The organism is Micromonospora sp. NBC_00860 (assembly GCF_045207375.1).
Taxonomy (GTDB): domain Bacteria; phylum Actinomycetota; class Actinomycetes; order Mycobacteriales; family Micromonosporaceae; genus Micromonospora; species Micromonospora vinacea.
In genome coordinates this window covers 2,602,685-2,618,775 of sequence record NZ_CP108825.1, presented here as the reverse complement: position 1 = coordinate 2,618,775, position 16,091 = coordinate 2,602,685, and the positions used below count along the sequence as shown (strand labels likewise).

The window sequence follows — 16,091 nt, the reverse complement described above, 5'->3', positions numbered from 1 at the left end:
GCCGGACGGTGATCCGATAGGCTGATCACGCGAAGGGGAGTAGCCCCCAATGTCGTGGTCGACATACTGGTGCGTTCCGCATCCGGCCACGCGGCCCCGGTTCTCTCGGGGCGGGCGAGACCTTCGACTCAGGCTGTTGCAGCCGGGTCGAGGGCGCCCCTGTACCTCCTCCCGGCGTGAACGGGAAGGACGTCATGGAGGGATTTTTCGCCGCGCTGGTCGTCAGCTTCGGCGTCATCTTCGTCGCCGAGCTGGGGGACAAGTCCCAGCTGATGGCGCTGACCTTCGCCACGCGGTTCAAACCGATCCCGGTGCTGATCGGCATCACTGTCGCCACGGCGGTGGTGCACCTGGCGTCGGTCGCGATCGGCGTGGGTCTCGGGGCGGTGCTGCCGACCGACTGGATCTCTCTGGTGGCCGGCGTGGCGTTCCTCGGTTTCGGCGCGTGGACGCTGCGCGGCGACAAGCTCACCGAGGAGGAGAAGCGCAAGGCGGAGAAGACCAGCAAGACCGCGATCGTGGCGGTGTCGGTGGCGTTCTTCCTCGCCGAGTTGGGCGACAAGACGATGCTCGCCACGATCACGCTCGCCACCAAGTACGGCTGGTTCGGCACCTGGCTCGGCTCCACCATCGGCATGGTGGCCGCGGACGCGCTGGCCATCCTGGTCGGCCGGATGCTCGGTCGGCGTTTGCCGGAGAAGACCATCAAGTACGGTGCCGCGATCCTCTTCGCCATCTCCGGTCTCTGGCTGATCCTCGAGGCGGTGAATGAGCTGACCTGAGCGCCGACTAGCTGCCCCGTGGGCGGGTAACGGCCCGGGGTGGAGCCGGCCGAGTTGTTGCGCCAGGGCGACCAGGTGCTGGTGGCCGTGGTGGAGGTGGCCGGCGCGCTGGTGATCTTCGTTGGCGCGGTGTGGGCGGCGGTGCGGTTCGTGGTCGAGGGGCTGCGACACCGCAGCGCCGCCCGCTTCACGTCGATCCGGCTCTCGCTGGGTCGCTTTCTGACCCTCGGCCTGGAGTTCCAGCTGGCGGCCGACGTGCTGCGCACGGCGGTGTCCCCGTCGTTCACGCAGATCGGTCAGCTGGCCGCCATCGCGACGATCCGAACGGCGTTGAACTACTTCCTGGGTCGCGAGATCCGCCAGGAGCAGCGTCAGGTGGCCGAGGGGGAGCGACCAGCGTGACGGCCGTCCTGGTCACGGTGGTCACCGCCCTGGCGTTGGTCACCGGGGTGATCATCACCCTCAGCACCGGGGCGCTGCGCGGCGGCGTCCGGGTACTGCTGGACCTGCTTACCGCGGCCGGCCTGCTCCGGCTCGCCGGCGATCCGGGTTGGAACGGCCTGGCCGGCGCTGTCGCGATCATCGCCCTGCGTCAGCTGCTCGGGGCGGCGTTGAGCGGCCCACCGCCATGGTCCGGCCGACAATCCCCGGCGCGCTGCGCCGAGGACGATCACCACCTACCGTTGGCGTCGACAGGTGAAACCGGTAAAGCGGGAGGATGACCACATGGGCCGGCACGACGAACCCAACGAGTACGGCTTCGCCGGCGATGGCACCGCTCCGGAGCCCCCGCCCGGCGGTAAGGCCGATGAGCAGGATCGCGCCGAGGCGGTGGCGGTGCCGGGCGACGACCTGACCGGGCCGGCGGCCGATGCGCTGGCCGAGGAGACCGAGGACCTGCCGCCCGCCGACCGTCGCGGCCGAGCGTAGGCCCGCACGGTTGGTGCCCGGCGCGGCCCGCCGGCGAGACCGCACTCGCCGGCCGGGCCGCCGCCTCGGCGTCCGGTGCGTGCCGAGCCCGCGCCGCCGGGGCGGTCAGCGGGCGTCGGGGTGCTGGTAGACGTCGGGTACGCCGTCCCCGTCGGCGTCCAGCCGCTCCCGTTCGGCCACCAGCCGGTACGCCGCGTTGCGGCGGGCGAGCACCATGGCGGCCAGCCCGGCGGAGATCACCGAGCCGAGCAGCACTGCCGCCTTGACCCGGTCGTCGGCCGTGCTGCCCGCCCCGAAGGCCAGGTCGCCGATGAGCAGCGAGACGGTGAACCCGACGCCGGCCAGCAGGGCGATGCCGAGCAGGTCGGCCCAGGTGATGTCCTCGTCCAGTTCGGCGCGGGTGAACCGGGCCAGCAGGTACGTCGAGCCGAAGATGCCGATGCTCTTGCCGAACACCAGGCCGGCGACGATGGCGATCACGATCGGGTCGCGCAGCAGGGCGCCCAGGTCGGTGCCGCGCAGGGTGACCCCGGCGGCGAACAGGGCGAAGATCGGCACTGCGACGCCGGCCGACACCGGTCGCCAGCGATGCTCCAGGCGGGCGGCGAGCCCACCCTCGCCCGCCTCGGCACTGGCGGTGGCTGGCTGGCCGCCCCCCTTCGGTCGACGTGCGAGCACCGGGACCGTGAACCCGAGCAGGACACCGGCCACCGTGGCGTGCACCCCCGAGGCGTGCATCAGTGTCCAGGCGGCGATCGCGAGGGGGATCAGCGCCCACCACCAGGTACGCCCGCGCTGCACCAGCGCCGCGAAGAGGCCGATCGCCGCCAGGGCGGCGAGCAGCGGAACGGGATGGAATTCCGCGGTGTAGAAGATCGCGATGATGGTGATCGCGAACAGGTCGTCGACCACCGCGAGGGTGAGCAGGAATGCGCGCAGGCCCTGGGGCAGATGTGAGCTGACCACCGCGAGCACGGCGAGCGCGAAGGCGATGTCGGTGGCGGTCGGAATTGCCCACCCGCGTAGGCCCTCTCCGCCCGCGCTCAGCACCACCCCCACGTAGATCAGCGCCGGCAGCAGCATCCCGCCGAGCGCGGCCGCGATCGGCAGGGCGGCCCGGCGCGGGTCGCGGAGGTCACCGGCGACGAACTCCCGTTTAAGTTCCAGGCCCACCACGAAGAAGAAGATGGCCAGCAGGCCGTCAGCCGCCCAGGTGGCCAGATCCAGGTCGAGGTGCCAGGGCGCGCCGGGCCAGGGCACGACGTCGCCGAGCCGCGTGTACGAGTCGGACAACGGCGAGTTGGCCCAGACGAGCGCGATCACGGCGCCCGACAGCAGCAGCGCGCCGCCGACGGTCTCGGTACGCAGCACGTCGGCCAGGTGCCGGGCCTCCGGCCAGGACGAGCGGGAGAAGAGCCGGATCTTCGGGGGACGCGGCTTTGAGGGTGGGGTGCGGGAGGTCATCTACGGGCTCACCTATAGGGGTCGGGACGGCAGGGATCCACTCGCCGACCAGGCTTCCCGGCACACCGTTGTCGACCCTATCCGCCGGCGGGGTCGTCGGCGACCGCTGGGCCGATCGGACGCCATCCGGTCGGCCCTGGACTTTTCCCGGGTGCCGCCGCAGCCGAATGGACGTTTGTCGGGTTGGTCATGCGGGAGCAGATCTCGCTACCGGAAAATAGATAACTCCGGACATAAGCCGTATGAGCCGCTTTAATGGTTTCACGAGTTTAGAGACGACCTTGGGGGTTTTCGTGAAGTTCTTTGCCGTAACCGGACCGGCACGGGGGCGCTCCTGATGGACCTGCTCCGCCAATTGCGCCACGTGCGTCGGCACTGGTGGGTCGCGCTGGTCACGGTCATGGTGGCTCTCGGCGTCTCGGCGTTCCTGACCGTACGGGCCCAACCTCGCTACGTCGCCTCGGTGACGTTCTTCGTCACCACCCCCAGCACCGGCGTCACCGACGCCTATCAGGGTGGCCTCTTCCTCCAGCAGCGCGTCAAGTCGTACGCCGACCTGCTCAGCAGCGACCGGCTGGCGCAGAGCGTGGTGGCCGAGACCCCGGTCGGCCTCACCGCGGACGAGGTGCAGCGCCGGGTGAGCACCTCCACCGAGACGGGCACCGTTCTACTGCGGGCGTCGGTCACCGACACCGACCAGACCCGCGCGTTGCGCGTGACGGAAAGCCTCGCCAACAAGTTCGTCGAACTCGTACAGAAGGTGGAGACGACGCCGGAGGGCAAGACGCCCATCAAGATTGAAATGGTCAGTGGTCCGCGGGTCAGCGCCGACCCCGTCTCGCCACAGCCGGTCCGCAATCTCACCCTCGGTGGCCTGGTCGGCCTGATCCTCGGCATCGGTCTGGCGATCCTGCGCGGCGTCGCCGACGTCCGACTGCGCGACGCGGCCGGCCTGCAACGCGCCACCGGCAGCCCGCTGCTCGGTGAGATTCCGTTCGAGGCCAACGCCCGCAGCGCCCCGCTGATCGTGGGCGACGCGGCGACCTCGGCGCGCGCCGAGGCGGTCCGCAAGCTGCGGACCAACCTGCGCTTCGTGGACGTCCACGAGCCGGCCCGGGTCATCGCGGTGACCAGCGCCCTGCAGGGCGAGGGCAAGACCACCCTCTCCTGCAACCTGGCCATCGCGCTGGCCGAGGCGGGTTGGAGGGTGCTGCTGGTCGACGCCGACCTGCGCCGCCCGAAGGTCGACGACTACCTGGGCCTGGACGCCGGCGTCGGCCTCACCGACGTGCTCGTCGGCGACGTGAAGGTGGGCGACGTCGTCCAGCGCTGGGGAGACAAGTCGTTGCTGGTGCTGCCCAGCGGGTCGGCCCCGCCGAACCCGAGCGAGCTGCTCGGTTCCAAGGCCATGTCGGACCTGCTGCTGGCGCTGCGGGAGTCGGCGGACATCGTGATCATCGACACCGCGCCGCTGCTCGCGGTGACCGACGGTGTGGTGGTGGCCGTGCAGGCCGACGGCGCACTGCTGGTGACCCAGCAGGGCCGTACCTCACGGACCCAGGTCGCCGCGGCGGCCCGGTCGCTGCACTCGGTCTCGGTCCGGCTGCTCGGCTGCGTGCTGAACATGGCCAAGGTGGCCAAGGCCGAGGCGTACCAGTACGAGGCCTACCGGGTGGTCGCCTCGACCGCCGAGACGTCGGTGCCGGCCGACCGGGCCGCGTCCGGCCGGCACAGCGCGACCGCCGGCGGGGTCAACGGTGTCCCCGACCACACCCAGGAACTCACCCGGCTGCCCCGATGAGCGCGGCGAGGGGTCGCAGCGACCGTTCGATCTCCTCGGCGCAGCGTCGGAAGTCGGCGGGAGTACCGCCGATCGGGTCCCGAAGGTCGTCCTCGTCCGGGGCGGCGGGTTGCAGCCGTCCCCGGGCCTGGGCGGCGGCGGCGATCGCTGCCCGCAACGGGTCGTCGGCCGAGTCGGCGGGCGGCTCAGCCGCGGCGGCCAGCCGGCCGAACTGGCGCAGCGTGAATGTCCGGTGCAGCGCTCCCGGCGCCAACGCGGTGCAGACCGAGCGTTGGCGTCGGGTCGCGGTCAGCACGAGCGTCGCGTCGACCAGGTACTCGGGGCGCAAGCCCCGGGTCCGGAACGCCGCCGGGTCCGCGCCGCTCTCGGTAGCGACCTCCATGGCGTACGGGTGCATGGCCAGGCCGTCGATCGCGTCGGTGCCGGCGCTGGCCACCTCGACGGGTCGGTCGGCCAGCAGCCGGCGGGCCAGGTACTCGGCCATCGGCGACCGGCACAGGTTGGCGTGGCAGACGAACAACACGCGATCAGCCATCGGTGCCCCTCTCATCGGTACGGACACGGGCGCTCGCACCGTGGGGGCGGTGCGTCGACGCCGGTGGCCGTGCGGTGAGGGGTTGTCGGCATCGTACGCGGGCCGGGCACGCGTCGGTCGTGGTGCCGCGCCGGCCGCCGGCGATCCCTCCGGGACGGGGGCGTACCGGTGAAGATCGGCATTCTCTCGTACCACTTCCCGCCCGAGCCGGCGTTCATCCCGGGGAGCCTCGCCGAGGAGTTGGCCGCGCGGGGGCACGAGGTACGGGTCCTCACCGGCTTTCCGGACTACCCCGGCGGGCACGTCTATCCCGGTTGGCGGCAGCGGTGGTACCACGAGACGCACAGCCAACGCCTGAGCGTCCGGCGGGTGCCCCGGTATCCCGGGGGCGCCGCCTCCGTCGGCGGCCGGATGGCCAGCTACCTCTCCTTCGCCGGCAGCGCGGGGCTGGTCGCACGCCGGTTCCTCGGCGACGTGGACGCGCTCTACGTCTTCCAACTGCCGGCGACGACGTTCGCCGCCGCCGCTGTGCTCCGGTTGCTCGGGCGGGTGCCGGCGGTGCTGCATGTGCAGGACGTCTGGGCCCGGGACGGCGCGGATGAGGGCGGCGAGGGGCGCTGGGCGGCGCGGATGGGCAGCGCGATGTCGCGGATCTACCGCACCGCAGCGCGCATCGCGGTCGCCGCGCCCTCGATGCGGGACCTGGTGGTCGCCGCCGGCGCCGACCCGACCCGGGTCCGACTGGTGCTGAACTGGACCGACGAGCGGATCTTCCACCCGGCAACGCCCGGCGCGGCGGCCCGCCAGCTGGTCCGTCGGGACGGTCGGTGCGTGGTGATGCACGCCGGGACCATCGGCGCGCGGCAGGGGCTGGAGACGGCGGTCCGGGCGGCGGCGGCGCTGGACCGGACGATGGATCTGGTCCTGGTCGGTTCGGGCGCGGCGGAGCGGCGGGTGCGGGGGCTCGCCGCCGAGCTGGGCGCGGAGAACGTCCGCTTCCTGGAGCGGCGCTCGCCGGTGGACATGCCCGAGCTGTACGCCGCCGCCGACTACCAGCTGGTCATGGTGCGTGACCTTCCGGAGCTGCGCGGCACGGTGCCCGGCAAGCTCCAGGCCGCGCTCTCCTGCGCCGCACCGGTGATCGCGTCGGCCGGCGGCGACACGGCCGAGCTGGTCGAACGGGCTCGGGCCGGGCTGTCCTGCCCACCGGAGGACTGGGCGGCGCTGGCCGACCGGTTCTGGTTGGCCGCCACCATTCCGCCGCCCACCCGCACCGAGATGGGTCGACGGGGGCGGGCCGCGTACCTGCGGGAGATGTCGCTGCCGGCCGGCGTGGACCAGATCGAACGGCTGTTGCACGAGGCGGCCGGGCGTGTCGCGCAGCCGTCACGGAACCACGAAGAAAACTCGCTAAAAGGACGACAATCGCAATAACGGTACGAACTTCCCTGAGGCGTGCTAAGAACGTCAGGGAAATCGACCTTCTGTCCGATTCCGCGAACGGGAGTGTGGTGTGACGGTGAGTGAACGACCGATCCGGCGGCGGAGCCGGTCCCGGCGTCGTCGGCGGGCCCGACTGCGACGGGCCCTCCTTGGCGCCCTGGTGGTCGGCTCGCTGCTGCTGACGACCGGCGGGTGGATCGGCTTCCGCGGCTGGCAGGCGCGCAACCACCTGCTCAACGCCGCTGGCCTGGCCCGAGAGCTGAGCGCCCAGATCGTCGGTGGGGACACCGACCGTGCCCTGCGGACGCTCGCCGCCCTCCAGGAGCAGGCCGGCGCTGCCCGCACGGCGACGGCCGACCCGAGTTGGCAACTCGGACGACGTACGCCGCTCGCCGGCGACGACCTCGACGCCGTCGCGCAGATCGCCGTGGCCATCGACGAACTGGCCCGACATGCGTTCCCGACCCTGCTCCGGACGGACCTGGCCAGCCTGGTGCCGTCCGGCGGCCGGGTGGACCTCGCCCGACTCGCCGCCGTCTCCACGCAGCTGACCGGGGTCCACGAGTCGGTGCAACGTACCCGCCAGAACCTGGCGGCGGTGCCAGCCGACAGCCTGGTCAGCCAGATCCGGCAGGCGCTGACCGACCTGCGCGACGAGATCGACCGACTGGCCAGCCTCACCACGGCCGCCGACCAGGGAGCCCGCCTGCTCCCGCCGCTGCTCGGCGCGAACGGCCCACGCCGCTACCTACTCGTCTCGCAGAACCTCGCCGAGCTGCGCGCCACCGGCGGCATGTTCGGCGCGTACGCGATGATCGAGGCGGAGAACGGCAAGGTGAAGATGGGTAAGCAGGGCAGCAGTGCCTCGCTCGGCCGGTTCACCCCGGCGGTGAAGGTGCCCGCCGAGACCCGGGCCCTCTGGACGGACCTGCCCGGCATCTATCCCGCCGACGTCAACCTCTCCCCGCACTTCCCGACCGCCGCGACGCTGTACCGCGAGATGTTCCGCCGCAAGACCGGCACCACAGTCGACGGGGTGCTCGCCGTCGACCCGGTGGTGCTGTCCTACCTGCTCAAGGCGACCGGTCCGGTGCTGGTGCCCGGCGGTGTCCCGCTCGCCAGCGAGAAGGTCGTGCAGACCCTGCTCAACGACAGCTACCAGCGCCTCGACGTCAAACAGCAGGACGACTTCTTCGCGGCATCAGCCGCCTCGGTGTTCGACACCTTCTTCAAGAAGAATGTCAACCCACGGGTGTTGTTGTCCGCATTTGACCGTGCTATCACCGAACGCCGGATATTGTTCTGGAGTGCCCGACCTGAGGAACAGCGGACATTCGGCGAGAGCCGGATGGCCGGGACGCTTCCGGAACAGGACACCGTGCCGACTGTCGGCGTGTTCCTCAACGACGGCAGCGGCGCGAAGCTCGGCTACTACCTGCGGCCGACGGCGAACCTGACGGTCGGCGAATGCCGGTCGGACGGCCGCCGTGAGCTCCGGCTGCGGGTGACCCTGCGCTCAACTGCACCGAAGTCCGGACTTAGCGAATCCGTTCTCGGCCTCGGTCTGGCTGGCGATCCGTACACCGCCCGCACGTTGGTGTCGATCTTCAGCCCGGCAGGTGGAGCGGTGCTCGAGGCCCGATTGGACGGGGCCGAAACGGCGCTCGGCAGCGGCACCGAACGCCGCCGCCAGGTGGCGACGGCCAGCGTCGACATCGGCCCCGGTGCCGAGAGGGCGCTGGAAGTCACGGTGCTGACGGCCAAGACCGGCGTCGGGCAGGCCGAGCTGTGGCTGACCCCCACCGCTAGCCCCTGGACCACCCAAGTTCATTCCGCACCAAGCTGTGATCAGTAGGAGGGAACCAATCATGCGGCTATCCCGCATCATCATGGCGCTCACGGTCGGCCTGGCCGTGGTGGCCGTGCCGACGGCAGCGGGGGCGGCACAGCCGCAGCCGACGCCCAGCGCGACCACCGACCCGCCGCAACCGCCGCCGTACCCGCCGACCACCGCGTCGTTGACCGTCAACCGCCCGACGATCTACCTCGGCGAGACGGTCGTGCTGACCGGTACCAACTTCGGCCCGAACGAGACCGTCGACATCACTGTGACGGTCACCCCGTTCGCCGCCCCGGCTGGCGGTGCGGCTCCGGCTCGCCGCAGCGACGGCAGCACCGTGGCCATGGCTCCGGTGGCCTACCAGGCGAGCGCGCCCTTGCACTTCACGGCCTACACCGACGGCCAGGGCCGCTTCACCAAGCACTACAAGCCGTCGGTGACGGGTCTGCTGACCTTCACCGCCACGGGCCGGGAGTCCGGCCGTACCGCCTCCACCGAGCTGCGGGTGCTGCACAAGAAGCAGCCGCTGCCCGTCACGGGTGACAGCCTCGGCACGCCCATGAAGCTCGGCGGCGGCCTGGTCGGCGCCGGAGCGGTCATGCTGCTGCTGACCCTGGCCTGGCGTCGCCGCCAGCGCTTCGGTGGTGCGGCGCACTAATCCACACCATCGGGCTGTGCCCGGATCGCACTGAAGCTGGCGCCCGTCGGAACACTCCGACGGGCGCCAGCCTGTCCGTTTTGCGGGTCTTATGCGGTCAGTCCATTGGTGATCGACTCGCGTTTCATGACGTCGGGGTGTCCGGGAGTCCGGGATGCCCCGACTTCCGTGAGCCCGAGTGGATCACACCGGTGAGGGGTGGATTGACGCCGCACGCCGGGCGCTGTCTGGGTGGTTTGTCGGTTGGTGGGCGGTGTGGGTTGTGACCGGGTGCACCGGTGGGCTGGAATCATGGCCGGGGCGGGGTCGTTACATACCCTGACGATCGCAGCACCACGACCCGCCGCCCGCCCCGCATGGGGTTTGGGATGCAGGTCCGGCGGGTTGGAATGCCGACCCGCGCCCGGTCGTTGCAGTCCCCACGAACGGCCGCAGGCATCGCCTTGTTGAGGGTGCCGATGGATGGGCCACCCCGGAATGACCTGGGCCCGCCGGTCGTTACACAGGGTCCCGGCGCCACGAGCCCCCCGGCTCGCGAGGTCGCCGACCTGACGCCCGACAGGGCGTCACCCCCCAGACTTTTCCCCTTTGTACGTGCAGCGCCGGACGAGGTGCTCACACCCTGCCACCATCCCCCTTGGTGGTTCGGGTGTTCCTACCCCCGAAGGAGCTACCCCTCATGAACACGATCTTCCGTAAGAGCATGCTGTCTGTTGCTGGTCTCGCGTTCGCCGGTGGTGTGTTCGCCGGTCCGATCGCCGCCCACGCCGCCACCCCGGTGGATGCCAAGCCCGTCGCCGTGGCCGTGCAGGCGCCGAAGCCGCAGGGCGAGCAGTCCCACATCGGCCTGAATGATGAGCAGACCGCCAACGTCAAGGCGATCATCGCCGCCGCGAAGAAGGCCGGTCTGCCGGAGCGGGCCGCGGTGATCTCGATCGCGACGAGCCTGCAGGAGTCGAAGCTGGAGAACCTGGGCCACCTCGGCGATATGAATGACCATGACTCGCTGGGCCTGTTCCAGCAGCGCCCGAGCTCGGGTTGGGGCACCCCGGAGCAGATCACCGACCCGGAGTACTCGACGACTGCGTTTCTGAAGGGTCTGAAGCAGGTCGACGGGTGGCAGGACATGGCCCTGACCGACGCCGCGCAGACCGTGCAGGTCTCCGCCTACCCGGACGCCTACGCCCAGTGGGAGCAGCAGGCCACCGACCTCGTCGGCCAGCACTGGAACAGCTGACCCACATCACCGCACGGCAAGACCACAGCACCACAGCACGACACCGACCGCTGGCCGGCACCCGCAACCCGGGGTGCCGGCCAGCGGCGTACCCCTGTCAGGTTTTGTGGTTGTGGCTCCGCCAGATATCGATCAGCGCGGTGATCAGCGCGAGCGCGATGATGCCGGTGGCCAGCATGAGGGACTGTTCGAAGGCGGTGGTCCAGTCACCGCGACTGTCGGCCAGCGTCGAGAAGAACAGCGAGCCGACGGCGGCGATACCGGCGGCGGCACCGATCCGCTGACCGGTCTGGAGCATGCCCGCGCCGCTACCCGCCTGGCCGACCGGCACCTCGGAGAGGGTGATCGTCTGGTTGGGGGCGATCACCAGCCCACTGCCGATGCCGGCGATGAGCAGCGGGCCGGCGGTGACCCAGGGCGCCGGGGCGTCCGGGAAGAGGCGTAGTGCGATCACCGTGGCGGCCAGCCCGATCACCACGGTGAGCAGTCCGATGGCGACCAGTGGTCGGCCGAAGCGGTTGACGATGCGGCCACCGAGTACGGCGGCGGCCGCCGAGCCCAGGGCGAAGGGGGTGATGGCCAGGCCGGCGACGAGCGCGCTGTAGCCGAGGCCCATCTGCAGGAACAGGGTGAAGATGAAGAAGATCGCGGTGAAGCCGCCGAAGTAGACGAGCGCCAGGATCGAGCCCAGGGTGTACGACTGGAAGCTGAACAGTCGAAGGTCGAACAGGGGCTGGTGCTGACGTGCGTACCGTCGCTCCCAGAGCCCGAAGGCGACCAGCACCGCCAGGCCGACCGGGATGAGCGCCCACTTCCAGGGGGTCCGCCACTGCTGCTCCTGCACGAGTGGCAGCAGGACGAGGACCACTCCGACGCCGAGCAGCAGGACGCCGAAGGGGTCGAGTCGGTGCCAGCCGGGTTGACCGGTGGGGCGGCCGGGCAGCAGCCGCCAGCCGAGGATCACCGCGAGGACACCGACGGGCACGTTGACGAAGAAGACCCAGCGCCACCCGTGTTCCTCGCCGCCGATGGCGATGAGCAGCCCGCCGAGCAGCGGCCCGACGGCGGTGGAGATGCCGATGGTGGCGCCGAGCAGCCCGAACGGGCGGGCCCGTTCGGGCCCGCGGAACAGTTGCTGGATCAGCCCGATGACCTGCGGGTTGACGATGCCGGCGGCGGCGCCCTGCAGCAGACGGGCGATGACCAGCCAGGTCGGGGAGGTGGCGAGGCCGGCGAGCGCGCTGGTGATGGTGAACAGCGCGATGCCGAAGACGAACGCGTTGCGCCGGCCGCGGGCGTCACCGAAGCGGCCGGCGGGCACCAGCGCCAGGCCGAAGGTGAGCGCGTACCCGGAGAGGATCCACTGCAGGTCGCTCGACGACGCGTGCAGCGCCCGGTCGATCGACGGCACGGCGACGTTGACGATGCTCACGTCGAGCAGCGTCATGAACGCGGCGACAAGCCCGACGCCGACGGCCTGCCAGCGGCGTCGGTTCTCGGCCGCGGTCACCGGCTGCGGCGTCTGCGCCGCGCTCATCGTGCCCCCCGTCGACCCTCGGTCATCCATGGTTGACCGCTACCCGGGTCTTCGGGGGGCGAACCGTGCCGGCTGGTTCCGTCGGTCACGCCATCTGGCGGGCGCAGAACCGGGGACCGAAGTCGAGGCCGGCCATCGGTGAATCCTCGCGGTGCAGCAGGCCCTTCTCGGTGAGCAGGTGCAGGGGACTGCCCACCTGCTCCGCGGTCAGCCCGGACTCCTCGGCGATCAGGTCCGGGTAGGGCACCTGCCCGCGTGCCTCCAGGGTGGTGACCGCCTGGTACACCCGTTGCTCGGCCTCCGACAGTTGCACCTGCTGCATGGTTCCTCCTCTGCTCGTCCGCCACTGCGGTGGCGGTTGCCGTGCGCCGGTTACCCCCTCGGTGCCCGAAGATGCACACCCGATCGGGCGGTCGCGGCGGCGGGCGGGTCCGGCGGTCGCCGCGGGGCGGTGCCCTAGGCTGCTTCCGTGATCGTTTGGGATCTCGTCGTCGTCGGCGCTGGCCCCGCGGGGCTGTCCGCGGCGCACGCCGCTGCCCGTGCGGGCGTCTCCACCCTGGTTGTCGAGCGAGCGGTGCACCCGCGGTACAAGACCTGTGGCGGTGGTCTGATCGGCACCTCGCTGGCGGCCGTCCAGGATCGGATCGAGGTGCCCGCGCACGACCGGGTGGACCGGGTGACGTTCACCCGCGACGGCCGTCGGGAGTTCACCCGCCGCAACGACAGCCCGGTGGTGACGATGGTGCGCCGGGAGGAGTTCGACGACCGGCTGCGCGCGGCGGCGGTCGCCGCCGGCGCGCAGCTGCGGGAGCGGGTCGCGGTCCGCGCGATCGAGCAGGACCCCGACGGGGTACGCCTGCGGCTGGCCGACGGTACGACGATCGCGGCTCGTGCCGTGATCGGGGCGGACGGTTCGTCGGGGGTGACCGGCCGGCACGTCGGGGTGCGGTACCGGCAGGTGGATCTGGGTCTGGAGTTGGAGATTCCGGTGCCGCCCGCCGAGCAGGAGCGGTGGCGGGGTCGGCTGCTGCTGGACTGGGGCGACATGCCGGGCTCGTACGCCTGGGTCTTTCCCAAGGGTGACCGGCTGACCGTCGGCGTGATCGCCGGTCGGGGTGCGGGGGAGGGGACCCGCGAGTACCTGCGACGGTTCGTCGACCGGTTGGGTCTGACCGGGTTGCCGGCGGAGCACGACTCCGGTCACCTGACCCGTTGCCGCGCGGAGGATTCACCGTTGCGCAACGGCCGGGTGCTGGTCGTGGGCGATGCGGCGGGGCTGCTGGAGCCGTGGAGCCGGGAGGGCATCAGCTTCGCGTTGCGCTCCGGGGAGTTGGCCGGGGCGGCGGTCGCGGGTGGTGATCTGGCCGGGTACGAGCGGGCGGTGGCCGAGCGTCTGCTGCCGGAGATGCGGGCGGGGTTCCGGCTGCTCGACGTGTTCACCCGCCGCCCGGACGTGTTCCACGCCCTGTTGGCGACCCCGCCGGGCTGGCGGATGTTCGTGCAGTTCTGCCAGGGGCGGGCGAGCTTCGACGAGATGCTCCGCCGTCGCCCCATCCGGGCCGCTCTCGCGGTGCTCGACCGGTTGTCCCAGCCATCGCGCCAGGCCACGACCGCTCACCCAGGATCCTAGGACGCCTTACAGGGTGTGCGGGCGGCTACTGGCGCCGACCGATCCGGCCGCAGGACAATCAGGGCGGAGCAGGAGGAGGCGCTGATGACCGAGCAGCCGTTCACCGACGACGAGTACGCGTTTCTGCGCCACGCGCGGTTCGGGGAGTTGCCGCCCGCCGTCCGTCCCGACGAGCGGGTGGCCCTGACCGAGACCGATCCCGGGCGCGACCGGCCGGAGGAGTCCGAGGACCCGATCCGCTGGAACGTGCAGGGCTGAGAACGCGCGACGGGCCGCGGGTGTCGCCACCCACGGCCCGTCGACGGTGTGCGATCAGAAGACCGGCACGCCCTCGCGTACCAGTCGCCAGTTCTGCTGGAAGAAGTCGGCCGGGTCGATCGTCCCCTTGGCCTGAGCCCAGTCGATGAGCAGCTGGCGGATCTCCTGCTGCGCGTTGTAGACCTGGGTCTTCACGATGCCGGGGAAGTTGCCACCGCCGCTGCGCCGGTAGTTGTTCACCGCCATCACGAACTGCGCGTTGTCCGCCACCGGAGTGTCGGTGCCGGCCAGCACCAGGCGGGTGATCCGCTGCCCGACCGGCTTGGAGATGTCGATGTCGTAGTCCAGGCCGGAGATCACGTCGTAGTTGTAGTCCGGCACCGCCGGCGAGTCGCTGATCTGCTCCGGGTCGACCGGGGCGCCCGGGGCGAGGGTCCGGAAGTACTTCGCCGAGTACTCCAGGTAGGTGCGCACCTCCGCGCCGCTGAGCACGACCGCTTCGAGCGTGTTGTCGAAGACGTAGAGCCCTGCGACGTCACGGATCTTCACGTCCCCGGCGGGGAAGACCGCGGTACGGCTGAACGGCGAGGCCTGGGACAGCACCGGCAGGTCGGCGTACTGCGTGCCGGCCAGCGCCTTCGTGACGGTCTCCGCCTGGACGTGGTTGATGAAGTCCAGGATGGGAGTGTCCTTGTACCTGGATTCCACTGTGGACATCTCGACGGTGGCCTGGGCCACCACCTGGTTCACGTACGCGATGGTCTTCTGGTGCTGGGCCCGCACGGCGGCGAGCACCTTCGGGTCCTCGACCACCGTGTTGGTGTTCAGCATGGTGGCGGCCTTCTTGGTGATCGTCCACCGGCCACGCTCACGGGAGAGGGTGAAGTCCATCCGGGTGAGCCGCTGGCCCCACTTCGACGGCTCGGAGAGCAGCACCTGCGTGCCGGTGCGCTCGTTGGTGACGAACCGCTCGACCACCTCGTTGTGCGCGTGACCGAAGAGAATCGCGTCGATCCCCGGCACCTGCTGGGCGATCAGCGCCACCGGGTTCTCGTTCGGCAGCTCGGGGCCGTAGCTGGAGGTGCCGCTGTCCCCGCCGTGTGCCGAGATCAGCACGAGGTCCGCGCCGCGGGCCCGCATGATCGGCACCCACTTCGCGGCGGTCGCGATCATGTCGTCGAAGCGCAGCTTGCCCTCGACGTTGCCCTTGTCCCAGATGGCCACCCCGGGGTTGGTCAACCCCAGGATGCCGACCCGCAGGGTCGGCGCGGCGAAACCGAGGGAGACCTTCTTGATGACGTACGGCAGGAAGGCCGGCTTGCCGGTCTTCGCGTTGACGGCGTTCGCGGCGAGCGCCGGGAAGCCGAGCTGACGAATCCACAGGTCCAGCAACGGCAGACCGTAGTTGAACTCGTGGTTGCCCAGCGTCACCGCGTCGTAGTCGATGACGTTCATCGCCCGGGCCATCGGGTGCTTCTCCCCGGTGGCGGTGATCGGCTCCTGCTTGGCGTAGTACGTGGCCAGCGGCGTGCCCTGGATCGTGTCGCCGGCGTCGAGCACCAGCGTTGCCTTGCCGCGCCGCTCCCGGCGGATCTGGTTGATCAGGGTCGCCAGCTTCGCGACGCCGATGTCGTTCTGCTTGCTGTCGTCGTACTCGGCGTCGCGGTAGTAATCCCAGTTGTAGACGTTGCCGTGCGTGTCCGACGTGCCCAGGAGGGTGAGGTCCCAGGTGCGCGGCCGGGCCGCGCCGGCCGCCTGCGCGGGCGCGGCGGCGATCAGCGGAGCGGTCGCCGCGGCCGCCGCGGCGACGAGCACCTGGCGGCGCGACGGGCCGGAGGGAGAGGTCATGACGTGCCTTTCCATGGGGGTGGACGCGCCTCGTGAGCGCCTTGCGCACCATAACCAGCACCGGTCGCTCCCGCCACGCCAGCCCCGGCTGTTGCAGCGGTTTCCGCAGGCCGCCGCAGGGTAGGGCG

The 16,091-nt window shown here is 71.0% G+C and carries 16 protein-coding genes; 11 read left to right on the top strand and 5 right to left on the bottom strand.

Going from position 1 to position 16,091, the window contains the following annotated elements; all coding sequences use genetic code 11:
- Positions 1-194: 194 nt before the first annotated feature.
- From OH804_RS11940 to OH804_RS11925, 4 genes are read left to right on the top strand one after another with little or no spacing between them, the layout of a single operon-like run.
- On the top strand, positions 195-782 hold the full coding sequence (locus OH804_RS11940; RefSeq protein ID WP_196923038.1) for a TMEM165/GDT1 family protein: 588 nt from the start codon (positions 195-197) through the stop codon (positions 780-782).
- A 39-nt stretch (positions 783-821) separates the two neighbouring features.
- The gene (locus OH804_RS11935) at positions 822-1,184 is read left to right on the top strand and encodes a DUF1622 domain-containing protein (RefSeq protein WP_406065073.1); all 363 of its coding nucleotides are present in this window, start codon (positions 822-824) and stop codon (positions 1,182-1,184) included.
- On the top strand, positions 1,181-1,504 hold the full coding sequence (locus OH804_RS11930) for a hypothetical protein (RefSeq protein WP_406065071.1): 324 nt from the start codon (positions 1,181-1,183) through the stop codon (positions 1,502-1,504). Before OH804_RS11935 ends, OH804_RS11930 begins: the two co-directional genes overlap by 4 nt.
- Before the next feature lie 4 nt (positions 1,505-1,508).
- Positions 1,509-1,712 (top strand): hypothetical protein, encoded by a 204-nt coding sequence (locus tag OH804_RS11925; RefSeq protein WP_406065069.1) that lies wholly within the window; start codon positions 1,509-1,511, stop codon positions 1,710-1,712.
- Positions 1,713-1,817: 105 nt separating this feature from the next.
- Here OH804_RS11925 and nhaA read toward each other — a convergent pair whose 3' ends face one another.
- Positions 1,818-3,176: a Na+/H+ antiporter NhaA gene (nhaA, locus tag OH804_RS11920; protein WP_406065067.1), complete on the bottom strand. Its 1,359-nt coding sequence runs from the start codon at positions 3,174-3,176 to the stop codon at positions 1,818-1,820.
- Positions 3,177-3,513: 337 nt separating this feature from the next.
- Here nhaA and OH804_RS11915 point away from each other — a divergent pair, with 337 nt between their 5' ends.
- On the top strand, positions 3,514-4,977 hold the full coding sequence (locus tag OH804_RS11915) for a polysaccharide biosynthesis tyrosine autokinase (RefSeq protein WP_196923043.1): 1,464 nt from the start codon (positions 3,514-3,516) through the stop codon (positions 4,975-4,977).
- On the opposite strand, the gene OH804_RS11910 is transcribed toward OH804_RS11915, so the two are convergent.
- Entirely contained in the window at positions 4,958-5,512 is a 555-nt protein-coding gene (locus OH804_RS11910) for a low molecular weight phosphatase family protein (RefSeq protein ID WP_196923044.1), read from the bottom strand. The genes OH804_RS11915 and OH804_RS11910 overlap by 20 nt on opposite strands.
- Before the next feature lie 168 nt (positions 5,513-5,680).
- Here OH804_RS11910 and OH804_RS11905 point away from each other — a divergent pair, with 168 nt between their 5' ends.
- From OH804_RS11905 to OH804_RS11890, 4 genes are all read left to right on the top strand, one after another.
- Complete coding sequence (locus tag OH804_RS11905) at positions 5,681-6,946, top strand: glycosyltransferase family 4 protein (RefSeq protein WP_196923045.1); 1,266 nt, start codon at positions 5,681-5,683, stop codon at positions 6,944-6,946.
- A gap of 85 nt (positions 6,947-7,031) precedes the next feature.
- On the top strand, positions 7,032-8,810 hold the full coding sequence (locus tag OH804_RS11900; protein WP_406065064.1) for a DUF4012 domain-containing protein: 1,779 nt from the start codon (positions 7,032-7,034) through the stop codon (positions 8,808-8,810).
- 13 nt (positions 8,811-8,823) lie between these two features.
- The gene (locus OH804_RS11895) at positions 8,824-9,453 is read left to right on the top strand and encodes a hypothetical protein (RefSeq protein ID WP_406065062.1); all 630 of its coding nucleotides are present in this window, start codon (positions 8,824-8,826) and stop codon (positions 9,451-9,453) included.
- A gap of 679 nt (positions 9,454-10,132) precedes the next feature.
- The gene (locus tag OH804_RS11890; protein WP_406065060.1) at positions 10,133-10,690 is read left to right on the top strand and encodes a hypothetical protein; all 558 of its coding nucleotides are present in this window, start codon (positions 10,133-10,135) and stop codon (positions 10,688-10,690) included.
- 97 nt (positions 10,691-10,787) lie between these two features.
- Here the strand turns inward: OH804_RS11890 and OH804_RS11885 are convergent, their stop codons facing one another.
- Together OH804_RS11885 and OH804_RS11880 are read right to left on the bottom strand one after the other, a co-directional pair.
- The gene (locus tag OH804_RS11885; protein ID WP_406065058.1) at positions 10,788-12,227 is read right to left on the bottom strand and encodes an MFS transporter; all 1,440 of its coding nucleotides are present in this window, start codon (positions 12,225-12,227) and stop codon (positions 10,788-10,790) included.
- An 85-nt stretch (positions 12,228-12,312) separates the two neighbouring features.
- Positions 12,313-12,549 carry a hypothetical protein gene (locus OH804_RS11880; RefSeq protein ID WP_091397890.1) on the bottom strand — a complete coding sequence of 79 codons (237 nt, stop codon included), beginning with the start codon at positions 12,547-12,549 and terminating at the stop codon, positions 12,313-12,315.
- A 147-nt stretch (positions 12,550-12,696) separates the two neighbouring features.
- On the opposite strand from OH804_RS11880, the gene OH804_RS11875 reads away from it, so the two are divergent.
- Both OH804_RS11875 and OH804_RS11870 read left to right on the top strand, forming a co-directional pair.
- Positions 12,697-13,857, top strand: a complete 1,161-nt coding sequence (locus OH804_RS11875) for a geranylgeranyl reductase family protein (RefSeq protein WP_406065056.1) — start codon at positions 12,697-12,699, stop codon at positions 13,855-13,857.
- An 84-nt stretch (positions 13,858-13,941) separates the two neighbouring features.
- Complete coding sequence (locus OH804_RS11870) at positions 13,942-14,115, top strand: hypothetical protein (RefSeq protein ID WP_167362358.1); 174 nt, start codon at positions 13,942-13,944, stop codon at positions 14,113-14,115.
- Positions 14,116-14,169: 54 nt separating this feature from the next.
- Here OH804_RS11870 and OH804_RS11865 read toward each other — a convergent pair whose 3' ends face one another.
- Complete coding sequence (locus tag OH804_RS11865; protein ID WP_406065054.1) at positions 14,170-15,963, bottom strand: bifunctional metallophosphatase/5'-nucleotidase; 1,794 nt, start codon at positions 15,961-15,963, stop codon at positions 14,170-14,172.
- Positions 15,964-16,091 lie beyond the last annotated feature (128 nt).

Bases quoted from the DNA above. Each gene is read 5' to 3' on its own strand.
- OH804_RS11880 (WP_091397890.1), bottom strand. From the start codon at position 12,549: ATGCAGCAGGTGCAACTGTCGGAGGCCGAGCAACGGGTGTACCAGGCG.
- OH804_RS11865 (WP_406065054.1), bottom strand. From the start codon at position 15,963: ATGACCTCTCCCTCCGGCCCGTCGCGCCGCCAGGTGCTCGTCGCCGCG.
- OH804_RS11925 (WP_406065069.1), top strand. From the start codon at position 1,509: ATGGGCCGGCACGACGAACCCAACGAGTACGGCTTCGCCGGCGATGGC.
- OH804_RS11870 (WP_167362358.1), top strand. From the start codon at position 13,942: ATGACCGAGCAGCCGTTCACCGACGACGAGTACGCGTTTCTGCGCCAC.
- OH804_RS11885 (WP_406065058.1), bottom strand. From the start codon at position 12,227: ATGAGCGCGGCGCAGACGCCGCAGCCGGTGACCGCGGCCGAGAACCGA.
- OH804_RS11915 (WP_196923043.1), top strand. From the start codon at position 3,514: ATGGACCTGCTCCGCCAATTGCGCCACGTGCGTCGGCACTGGTGGGTC.
- OH804_RS11895 (WP_406065062.1), top strand. From the start codon at position 8,824: ATGCGGCTATCCCGCATCATCATGGCGCTCACGGTCGGCCTGGCCGTG.
- nhaA (WP_406065067.1), bottom strand. From the start codon at position 3,176: ATGACCTCCCGCACCCCACCCTCAAAGCCGCGTCCCCCGAAGATCCGG.
- OH804_RS11940 (WP_196923038.1), top strand. From the start codon at position 195: ATGGAGGGATTTTTCGCCGCGCTGGTCGTCAGCTTCGGCGTCATCTTC.
- OH804_RS11910 (WP_196923044.1), bottom strand. From the start codon at position 5,512: ATGGCTGATCGCGTGTTGTTCGTCTGCCACGCCAACCTGTGCCGGTCG.
- OH804_RS11890 (WP_406065060.1), top strand. From the start codon at position 10,133: ATGAACACGATCTTCCGTAAGAGCATGCTGTCTGTTGCTGGTCTCGCG.